Origin of the sequence: Mycobacterium aquaticum, from assembly GCF_002086485.1 — a bacterium.
Lineage (GTDB): Bacteria > Actinomycetota > Actinomycetes > Mycobacteriales > Mycobacteriaceae > Mycobacterium > Mycobacterium aquaticum.
In genome coordinates this window covers 14,398-24,412 of the sequence record NZ_MVHF01000001.1, presented here as the reverse complement: position 1 = coordinate 24,412, position 10,015 = coordinate 14,398, and the positions used below count along the sequence as shown (strand labels likewise).

The following is a 10,015-nucleotide window of genomic DNA, read 5'->3' as shown; positions in this document are numbered from 1 at the left end:
CGGCACTGGTGCGTAGGAGCGACACTAGTCGTACCCCGACTTGCTGCGCTTGATCCTCGCGAACTATCCCCGCCTACTGGTCAGTCACGGGTCAGGCGGCGATGCGTGACCCGGTGCGGGCGAGCCGCTTCGGCGCCGAGCCGGTCGATCTTGTTCTCCTCGTAGGCGCCGAAGTTGCCCTCGAACCAGAACCACTTGGCGTCGTTGTCGTCGTCACCCTCCCACGCGAGGATGTGCGTGCAGGTGCGGTCGAGGAACCACCGGTCGTGCGAGATGACCACTGCACAGCCGGGGAAGTTCTCCAGCGCATTCTCCAGCGACGACAGCGTTTCCACGTCGAGGTCGTTGGTCGGCTCGTCGAGCAGGATCAGGTTGCCGCCCTCTTTGAGGGTCAGTGCCAGGTTCAGGCGGTTGCGTTCACCGCCGGAGAGCACGCCTGCAGGCTTTTGCTGATCGGGGCCCTTGAAACCGAACGCCGACACGTACGCCCGCGACGGAATCTCGTTCTGGCCGACCTCGATGTAGTCGAGCTTGTCGGAGACGACCTCCCACACCGTCTTCTTCGGGTCGATGCCCGCGCGGCTCTGGTCGACGTAGGACAGCTTGACCGTCTCACCGACCCTGACCGTGCCGCTGTCCGGCTGCTCGAGACCGACGATGGTCTTGAACAGAGTCGTCTTGCCGACGCCGTTGGGCCCGATCACCCCGACAATGCCGTTGCGCGGCAGGGTGAACGACAGATCCTTGATCAGCTGGCGGCCGTCAAAGCCCTTGTCGAGGTGCTCCACCTCCACCACCACATTGCCCAGCCGTGGCGGCGTCGGGATCTGGATCTCCTCGAAGTCGAGCTTCCGCGACTTCTCGGCCTCGGCGACCATCTCCTCGTACCGGCCGAGACGGGCCTTGTTCTTGGCCTGACGCGCCTTGGCGCCCGAGCGGACCCACGCCAGTTCGTCCTTGAGCCGCTTCTGCAGCTTCTGGTCCTTCTTGCCCTGGACCTCGAGCCGCTCGGCCTTCTTCTCCAGGTAGGTGGAGTAGTTGCCCTCGTACGGGTAGGCCCGGCCGCGGTCGAGTTCGAGGATCCACTCGGCGACGTTGTCCAGGAAGTACCGGTCGTGGGTGACGGCCAGGATGGCGCCCTTGTAAGCCGCCAGGTGCTGCTCCAGCCACAGCACGCTCTCGGCGTCGAGGTGGTTGGTGGGCTCGTCGAGCAGCAGCAGGTCGGGCTTGGACAGCAGCAGCTTGCACAGGGCGACGCGGCGGCGCTCACCACCGGAGAGGTGCGTCACGGGCTCGTCGGCCGGCGGGCAGCGCAGCGCGTCCATGGCCTGCTCGAGCTGGGAGTCGATATCCCAGGCGTCGGCCGCGTCCAGCTCCTCCTGCAGGTGGCCCATCTCTTCCATGAGCTCGTCGGTGTAGTCGGTGGCCATGAGCTCGGCCACCTCGTTGTACCGGTTGAGCTTGGCCTTGATCGCCACGCCGGCTTCGACGTTCTCGCGGACGGTCTTGGTTTCGTCGAGCTCCGGCTCCTGCATCAGAATGCCGACCGTGGCGCCGGGGGCCAACATCGCGTCACCGTTGTTCGCCTGGTCGAGCCCGGCCATGATCCGCAAGACGCTCGACTTGCCCGCCCCGTTGGGACCGACGACGCCGATCTTCGCGCCCGGAAGGAAATTCAGCGTGACGTCGTCGAGGATGACCTTGTCGCCGTGCGCCTTGCGGACCTTCCGCATCGTGTAGATGAATTCGGCCATGCCGTGATGTGCCTTTCTGAAGCTGTCCAGATCTTTCTGACGAGGCCCGCGCGGGGGAAGCACAAGTCCTGTCACTCGCGGCCCATCCTAGGCGTGACCGAGCGACGTCAAGCCGACAGTGGCAGCGCCCCGGGCTCAAGCGCCGATACATCCGACTCGTCGACGTCGTCGTCGACGGTGTCGGGACGTTCGTCGTCCGTTGCCGCCGGCCGATCCCCGTCGGGCGCGGTACCGGTGCCGCCCGGTCTGGGCAGCTGCTCGACCTTGGCGCTGCACCGGGACAGGTCAGGCCCGACCGCGGTGGCGCGGACCTCCACCGACGACCGCCGCACACCTTCTTTGTCCTCGTACTCACTGGTGTAGAGGTGCCCGACGACGACCACGGCGTCACCCTTGCCGAGCGACGCGCTGACCCCGCGGGCCAGGTTTCCCCAGCAGTTGACCGTCACGTACAACGAGTTTCCAGGTTCCCAAGTTCCGCCGGCGCCGCGGCGGCGCGAGTTGCTCGCCACCCGGAACTTGAAGAGCTCCTGATCTCCGAACCGGAGCCGGACCGGATTGGTGACGATGTTGCCGACGACGGTGAACGGTGTCTCGAACATTGCTGATTCCCTTTCGCTGGTGATCTGGCGCCGGGCCGGAAAGCCGCGATGCCTGCACCGCCATTGACCGCCGCGGCACCGACAAGGACGGCTCCACAGCACCGGCCGGAAAGGGAGGCTGTGGATGAACTACAGGTTGGGGATAACTCGTCAGTCCGCCGGCTTGTTGCGCCGGGCCATCTCGGCGAGCATCGCGTTGTACGCAGCCAGCTCGGCGTTGTCGTCGCGGTCGGCGGCCCGGTCGAGACGCTTGGCGGTGCGCTGATCACTGCGCCGCCACTGGATCAGCAGCGCCAGCATCACGATGACAAGCGGGACTTCCCCTGCCGCCCAAGCGATTCCACCACCAAGATGCTGATCGCCCATCAAGTCGGTGTGCCAGGGCAGCTGTAGGGACCGGTAGAAGGTCGCGCCGAGCACGGTCTGCATGCCCATCATCACCACCCCGAAGAACGCGTGCAGCGGTAGCGAGGCGAACACCATCCCCATCTTGGCCAGATGCGGAATGGGCCGCGGGGTGGGGTCCACGCCGATCACCACCCAGTAGAACAGGTAGCCCGACACCAGGAAATGCATGTTCATCAGCAGGTGCGCGGCGTGATTGCTGACCGCCGCGTCGAAGATGCCGCCGAAGTACAGGCCGTAGAACCCGGCCACGAACAGGACCGTCGCCACCACGGGCTGGGTGAGGAACTTCGACACCGGGGAATGCAGAGCCGCGAGCAACCACTCCCGCGGACCCGGCGCAGCGCCGCGGCCCGCGGCGGGCAACGCACGCAAAGCCAGGGTGACCGGCGCCCCGAGCACCAGCAGGATCGGCACCAACATCGAGAGCAGCATGTGCGCGATCATGTGCATGCTGAACATCGCAGGCATGTACCTGCCGAGCCCCGACGACGTGGTGAACAACAGCGTCGCGCAGCCGAGCAGCCACGCCGCGGTCCGACCCACCGGCCAGGCGTCTCCTCGCTTGCGCAGTCTGCGTACCGCGAGCAGGTACACGACCGCGCCGATGATCGCGGCGGTTCCGAAGATCAGGTCGAAACGCCAGTCGAACAGCACGCGGGCCGCTGTCGGCGGTCCGGAGAAGTCGTACCCGATAGCCACCTCGGTGGCGCTGGGGACCCTGGTCTCCGGTGGTGGCGGTGTGCGGCCCAGCCCGACGGCGATCCCGAACGTCGCCCCGAACAGCGCCGCCTCGCCCAGCGCCAGCCGGATGAGGGGGCGGCGGGCGTCCGGGTCGGCCTGCAGCGCGGCCACGCCGGTGCGGCGCTGCGCCCAGCCGAGCACGCCAAGCAGGCCGAGGGCCACCATCTTGCCGACGACCAGCAGGCCGTACGGCGTGCGCAGGAGATCAGCCGGTTGAATGCGCACCAGTGCGTTGATCACGCCGCTGAGCGCCATCGCGACATAGCACCACAGCGCCAGGGCCGAGAACCGACGGGCGGCCAGGGCGGTGTTCTCGCCGAGTTGGCCGCGCAGCGCATGCACCAGCAGTGCCAGCAGCCCGCCGGCCCACAGCGCGGCGGCCATGAGATGGATCAACAGGCTGTTGGTGGCCAGGTCGTGGGCGCCGCCCGCAGACGAGTGCCCGGTCAGCGCCAACGGCACCAACGTGAGCATCGATCCGGCCAGCAGTACCGGGGTCCAGCCCCAGCGCAGCACGGGCAGGCTGGCGATCGTCACCGCGGCGGCAAGGATCGCTGTCCACCGCCACGCCCCGGCCGTGTCGATCAGGCTGGCCACCGACCACACATCGGTCGGGCCGAGGTGCTCGAGCAGCGGCTGCCCCGACACGTCCGACACGGTCAGCGGGACCAGCAACGCGGCGCACACCGTCCATACCGCCGACGCCGCCGACCCCAGCCGCAACGCGCGGTAGCCGGACACGTCGAGCACGCCGTTGGCCTGCGGCGGCACCAGGAACGCCGCGAACAGGAACGCACCGACCGCGACCACTGCGGCGATCTCGCCTGCCGCGCGCACGAAGGGCAGGCCGTAGGTGGTGATGGGGCCGGGGTTGGGCAGCCCGGTCGCCGTGAGCGCGTCGGCCAGCGCGAGCGCCCCGATCCCGGCGGCGATGAGTCCGGCCAGCGCCCCGACGCCGACGAGCACGGGCCACACAGCACTGGTGCGCACGCCTGATACGGCCGGCGCGCCGGGAGAAGTCATGTTCCCAGCGTATGGCGTGGCCCGGCCCACTCTTCGCGGGCTAGGCCGAACCGGCGCGCTCCCGGTGACGACGCCGCTCCTCGGCGAAGAAGCGGTCGCGGGCGATCTGTTCGACGTGGGTCATGTCGGCCAGGATGCTGCGGATCTCGCGCAGGAACGCTGTGCGTCGCTCGGTGAGGTCGGCTGCGGGCGTCAGCAGGTTCTGGTCGGCGGCCACCTGGCGTGCCGTCGCGAACAGCAGGGCCGACACCGCCTCGTTGCTCTGGATCCGGCCTTGGGCGACCTGCTGCGCACCGAGTCCCAGCGCCCGCTTGGTGAGTTCTTTCTCGGAGATCTCGGCGGGTGCGTCCCGCAGTACGTCCGCGACGATCTCGTCGGCTTCGAAGAACGGCCGCAGCATGGCACCCGCGATCAGGGGTCGCTTGGCGCGCAGCAGTTGGAAGATCTCCTCACCGCCGGCGGAGACATGCTTTTCCCAGTTGTCATGCCAGGACATCTCCTCGGCGATGTTCTCCCGGAACGCCGCCGAATCGGCGAAATAGAAGTCGAACTTGAGCAGATCGCGCAGCCGCATGACCTGGTCCCAGAACGCCTGCAGCGGGTCGTCTGCGGCGTGCGTGGCGTGGACGAGGGCGAGCTCGACGATCGACGTCTCGAGGAACGCGTGGATGAGCGAGTTGCGGTAGAACGCCGCTTCCAGTTCGTCCTCAGGGGCGATCCGCCACACCGGCTCGCGACCGCCGTCGACCAGCGTCACCGGGTGACCATTGGACAACGCGTCCACCGCCGAGCGCACCCCCTCGAGCGTCCGCAGCCGCAACGCGCTGTTGGTCACCGGGGTGTTCTTGCGCTCGAGGTAGTCCAGCGAGTCCTGCAGGGTGTGGTGCAGCTGCTCGAGCGTGAGCGCGACGCCCTTGGTGGTGAGCAGCAGCGCGGACACCAGCCCGGTCGCGTTGACCGGCGTGACCCGCAGGATGCGCCACGCCACCTCGAAGGCCATCTTCTGCATGGCCAGCCGTTTGGCGGCCTCGTCGGTGACCATCGGGCCATGTGGCTCGCCGAGGTACTGGCGCATCGAAACCGCCTCGGGGAACCGCACGTAGATCTTGCCGTAGTTGCGTTCGCCCTGAGCCTTGATGAAGTCGTAGAGCCAGCTGAAGCTCTCGGGGCGCTTCTCCCCGCCGCGGGCGTACGCCGCGTACTCGGCGGTCTCGTGCAGCTGATCGAAGCTGATCGACACCGGCTGCAGCAGGATGTCGTCGCTGCGGCCGTCCAGATAGGCGTCGGCCACGTAGGCGAGCAGACCGAGCTTGGGCGGCAACATCTTTCCGGTGCGAGACCGCGTACCCTCGATGGCCCAGCTGAGATTGAACCGCTTCTCGACGATGTAGCCGACGTACTGTCGCAGCACGTATTTGTACAGCGGGTCGTCGAGCTTGCGGCGCAGGAAGATCACCCCGGAGTGGCGCAACAGCGGGCCCATGACCCCGAAGGACAGGTTGATGCCTGCGAAGGTGTGCACCGGGGGTAACCGGTTCTCCTGCATGGCCAGTGGCACGATGCCGCCGTCCAGATAGGACCGGTGGGAGAACAGCAGGACCGCGGGGTGGGTCTCGAGGTTGTGCCGCATCTTCTCGACCTGGTCGCGGTCGTAGTCGATGCGCGGGTCGAATCCACGGCTGAACAGCCGACCCAGCGCGGGGATCAGGTCGACCGAGAACCGGCTCCACCCGGTGGACAGCTCATCGAGCATCTCGCCGGCCTTTTCCACTGTAGCGCCGGGGATCTTCTCCAGGCCCTCACGGAATCGCGCCGAGGCCAACATCTCCGGCTTGATCAAGCGCGGCGACTTGTACTCCGGGCCCAGCAGCCGCAGTTCCACCCGCTCGATCGCCAGCGCCGCCCGCCGCAGCACGAAACGTGCGAACTCCCTTGGACTTTCGGCTGTCGTCTGCTCGCTCCACTGCCGGTGCAGCTCGGAGACCTTGGCCGGCTCGCCGGCCACCACCCGTGCGCGCGACGGGTCCTTGCGCAGAATCCGCCGCTGCAGGATCTCCGGTGGCCGGTAGGTGTCCCGGCCCGAGATCAGCCCGACCACCTTGAGCCGGGTCGGCAGACCTGCGGGCACCCAGAACACCCGCACCGGCACCACCAGCCGGTCCTCGTCGGCCTCCAACTCCTCGACCAGGCTGGCCAGCACGCCGGGTGCCGGCTCGTCGGTCGCGGGCAGTTGCAACACGTCGATCTTGGAATCGGGATGCTCGCGCCGGTGCGTCCTGAGCCAGTCGTTGAGCAGTTCCAGCTCCGCAGGCGAGGACACCGACGCGAGCACCAGGGCATCGTCGGCGGTGCTGAAACTGGCGAAGTAGTCCTGGGGCGCCGTCACGGCCGACCCTTCACAACCCGGCCCGTGCCCGAATCGGTTCCTGCCGCACCGGTTTTCTTGGGCACGCTACGGATCTTCGGTTTGAGCGAGCGGGGCCGGTCGTAGATGGGGAAGGTCGGCAGCTCGTCATCGGGCCACGCCTTGAGCGTGTCGAGGTAGATCTGCCGTACCTCGGCGATGCGGTCCGGCAGTTCTTCGAGCGTCCAATCGTCCACCGGGATCGGTGGATACACCGCGACGTCGACCGTCCCGGGATTGAAGGTACTGGAGTCGCGGGCCGCGATCACTTCCGCGTTGCGGATGACGATCGGGACGATCGGGATGCCGGCGGCCATGGCGATCCGGAACGGCCCCTTCTTGAACGGCCCCACCTCGGTGGTGTCGAGCCGAGTGCCCTCGGGGGCGATGAGCACCGAAAGACCTTTGCGGGCAAGCTCTTCGATCTTGTGCAGGCTCTCGACCGCCTTCTCCGGGTCATCGCGGTCGATGAACGCGGTGTCCATCACCTTGCCGAGCGTGCCGACCAACGGGTCGTTGGCGAGTTCCTTCTTGCCGACGCCGGTGAAGTTGTCACTGACCAATGTTCCGGCGATCACCGGGTCGGCCTGGTTGCGGTGGTTGAAGATGAAGACCGCCGGCCGCTTGGCCGTCAGGTTCTCCTTGCCCAGCACGTTGAGGTTGACGCCGGTGACGCCCAACAGGACCCGGCCCATCAGCGATGTGAAGAGGTTGACGCCGCTGCGCTTGCTGCGGTTGAGCAGGCCCCAGCTGACAGCGCCTGCGGCCAGCGGCATCATCGAGGCGAAGCCGGCCGCGGTGCGCAACTGCGAGACCGGGCTGCTTCCGCTGCGGCTGCTGAACCGCAGGATCGGCCATCCGCGTTTGGCGGCGACGGCGGCCAGTTTGCCCGCGGGGTTGGTCGGCCGTGGATTGCCCACCAGGTACATCAGGGCGACGTCCTCGTCACCGTCGGCGTAGAAGTAGCTCTTCGCCAGGTCGACGTCGTTCTCCGCCGAGAACTTCTGCACCGCATGGGCTTTGCCCGGCCCCCAGATGACCGGTGTCTGTACCTCGCCGGTGATGAGGCCGTCGTCGTCGGTTTGGAACTTGTTGCACAGCACGTTGTCGATGCCGAGGAATCGTGCGACCGGTTCCACCTGGACCGTCAGGGCCGACGAGCTGAGGACCACGGTGTGGCCGCGGTCCATGTGGGCCCGCACCATGGCCCGCATCTCGGGGTAGATCCGGTCCCGCACGTGCTGGACGAACAACCGCTCCCCCAGCTCGTCGAGATCGCTCATCGAATTCCCGCGCAACATGCGGGCGCCCTTGCCGATCAGATCCTCGAATTCGGACCGTCCGAGCTGATGGTTCAGGCCCGCCTGGACCATCCCGATGAACTCACCCACACTCATCTGCCCGCGCCGCAACCGGTCCTGGGTCATCAGCACCCCGGTGAACCCTGCCACCAGGGTGCCGTCCAGATCGAAGAACGCACCGATCTCGGGACCTTCTGGGCTCGCCTCGATTTCGGCCAACGAGCCCGGCAGCCGCTGCTTCAACTTTTCTGACCGCCCTGGTGACGTCACTGTGCTGTGCTCCCATTCGATGCGGTTTCGGCCGGAGCAGACGCCTCGGCAGTGAACGTGGCCGGGGCGGCGCGACCGTCTCCCCCGAGCGCGAGCACCTCGTTGAAGCCGTCGAGCAGGCATTGCGCGAACAGTGGCTCGTTGGTGATCGACGCGCGGTCGTAACGCGTCGTGACAGTCACGTAGCCGCCCCGCGAGATCAGCACGGCCATGATCGCGACGCCGGGCAGCGGCCCAATGCCGTAGTGCCGCAGGATCTTCGCGCCTGCGATGAACGTGTCGCCCGGGTACATCGCCACATTGCTGGCCTGCACGTCGGAGTGCACCACGTTGCCCGCCACCGATTCGAGGAAGTTGTCCGGCAGGAAGCTCAGCACCGGGGCGATCGCTCCGACCATGTCGATGGCACGCTCTTCACGCTTGCTGGTCATCTGGGCGCGCACCGCTTTCATGCGGTGCTCCGGATCGACGATGCCGACGGGCGCGGCGATGTTCACGCCCGCGAAGCGGTTGCCGCCGGCCGGATCATCCTCCGAGCGCAGGTTCACCGGCACCGCCATCGGCAGGTTCTGGATCGGGATGCCCATCGCGTCGTGATAGAGCCGAAGCGCTCCGCACAGCCCGGCCAGGTACGCGTCGTTGATCGAGCCGCCCACCGCCTTGGACGCCCGGTGCAGGTCACTGAATTTGATGTCGATCGCCTCGGTCCGCGACGACAGGCTGCGCCGCCGCAGCAGCGGTGACGGGTCGGCCGCCGGGCCCATCACTCGAGCGCCCGACATGGCGTAATCGACCACACCGCTGACTGCCGAGACCGGGTCGCGGACCACCCGCGTGGCGGCGCGCACCCCGGCGCCCAACGCCCCGAGCACGCTGCCGGCGATGGCGCCAGGAAGCCGGTTGAGCCCTTGGCGCATCAGGTCGTTGGGCGATAGATCCTGCGGGATCGGCAGCGGCGGAGTCGGACTGGGTTCCGGGTCGCGTTCCAGCTCGTAGATGCTGGCGAACATCTCGATGCTGCCGACGCCGTCGGTGACGGCATGGCTCAGATGCAGGATGGTCGCGGCGCGGCCACCCTCGAGGCCTTCCACGAGCGTCGCACTCCACAACGGCCGGGAGATGTCCAGCGGCGACTGCATCGCCACCTCGGCGACGTCGAACAGATCCCGCAGCGTGCCCGGGGCAGGTACCCGTAGCCGCCGCACGTGATAGTCGAGGTTGAAATCGGGATCCACCACCCAGCGCGGTGCGGCCGTCGGCAGCGACGGCATCACCACCTTCTGACGCAAGCGCAGCACCTTGCGCGACGCGTTCTCGAAACGGGTGCGGAACCGCGCCCAGTCCGGGGTGGTGTCGAGGATCTCGACGCCCATGATGCCGGAGCGGGTGCGCGGATTGGCCTCGCCGCGGTGCAAGAGCTGGTCGACGGCACTCAGTTCCTCGGGCAATCCGGCCGCGTCCAATTCCGGCACGTCACTCATAACGCGATCCCTCTTCCTCCCCGGCTGCCAA

Annotated in this window: 6 protein-coding genes; all 6 read right to left on the bottom strand. The window is 67.5% G+C overall.

Going from position 1 to position 10,015, the window contains the following annotated elements:
• Positions 1-80 precede the first annotated feature (80 nt).
• The 6 genes from ettA to BST13_RS00070 all read right to left on the bottom strand — a co-directional run bounded on the left by ettA (position 81) and on the right by BST13_RS00070 (position 9,984).
• Entirely contained in the window at positions 81-1,754 is a 1,674-nt protein-coding gene (ettA, locus tag BST13_RS00095) for an energy-dependent translational throttle protein EttA (RefSeq protein WP_083159395.1), read from the bottom strand.
• A gap of 107 nt (positions 1,755-1,861) precedes the next feature.
• Positions 1,862-2,356 carry a single-stranded DNA-binding protein gene (locus tag BST13_RS00090; protein WP_083159394.1) on the bottom strand — a complete coding sequence of 165 codons (495 nt, stop codon included), beginning with the start codon at positions 2,354-2,356 and terminating at the stop codon, positions 1,862-1,864.
• A 150-nt stretch (positions 2,357-2,506) separates the two neighbouring features.
• Positions 2,507-4,528 (bottom strand): bifunctional copper resistance protein CopD/cytochrome c oxidase assembly protein, encoded by a 2,022-nt coding sequence (locus tag BST13_RS00085; RefSeq protein ID WP_083159393.1) that lies wholly within the window; start codon positions 4,526-4,528, stop codon positions 2,507-2,509.
• Positions 4,529-4,568: 40 nt separating this feature from the next.
• Complete coding sequence (locus BST13_RS00080; protein WP_083159392.1) at positions 4,569-6,914, bottom strand: glycerol-3-phosphate 1-O-acyltransferase; 2,346 nt, start codon at positions 6,912-6,914, stop codon at positions 4,569-4,571.
• Positions 6,911-8,503: an HAD-IB family hydrolase/lysophospholipid acyltransferase family protein gene (locus BST13_RS00075; RefSeq protein ID WP_083159391.1), complete on the bottom strand. Its 1,593-nt coding sequence runs from the start codon at positions 8,501-8,503 to the stop codon at positions 6,911-6,913. The genes BST13_RS00080 and BST13_RS00075 overlap by 4 nt, the downstream gene beginning before the upstream one ends.
• The gene (locus BST13_RS00070) at positions 8,500-9,984 is read right to left on the bottom strand and encodes a wax ester/triacylglycerol synthase family O-acyltransferase (RefSeq protein ID WP_083159390.1); all 1,485 of its coding nucleotides are present in this window, start codon (positions 9,982-9,984) and stop codon (positions 8,500-8,502) included. The genes BST13_RS00075 and BST13_RS00070 overlap by 4 nt, the downstream gene beginning before the upstream one ends.
• Between the last annotated feature and the right edge of the window lie 31 nt (positions 9,985-10,015).

What these genes read in the sequence shown, in the direction of transcription:
- ettA (WP_083159395.1), bottom strand. Translation starts at nt 1,754, where the DNA reads ATGGCCGAATTCATCTACACGATGCGGAAGGTCCGCAAGGCGCACGGC.
- BST13_RS00090 (WP_083159394.1), bottom strand. Translation starts at nt 2,356, where the DNA reads ATGTTCGAGACACCGTTCACCGTCGTCGGCAACATCGTCACCAATCCG.
- BST13_RS00085 (WP_083159393.1), bottom strand. Translation starts at nt 4,528, where the DNA reads ATGACTTCTCCCGGCGCGCCGGCCGTATCAGGCGTGCGCACCAGTGCT.
- BST13_RS00070 (WP_083159390.1), bottom strand. Translation starts at nt 9,984, where the DNA reads ATGAGTGACGTGCCGGAATTGGACGCGGCCGGATTGCCCGAGGAACTG.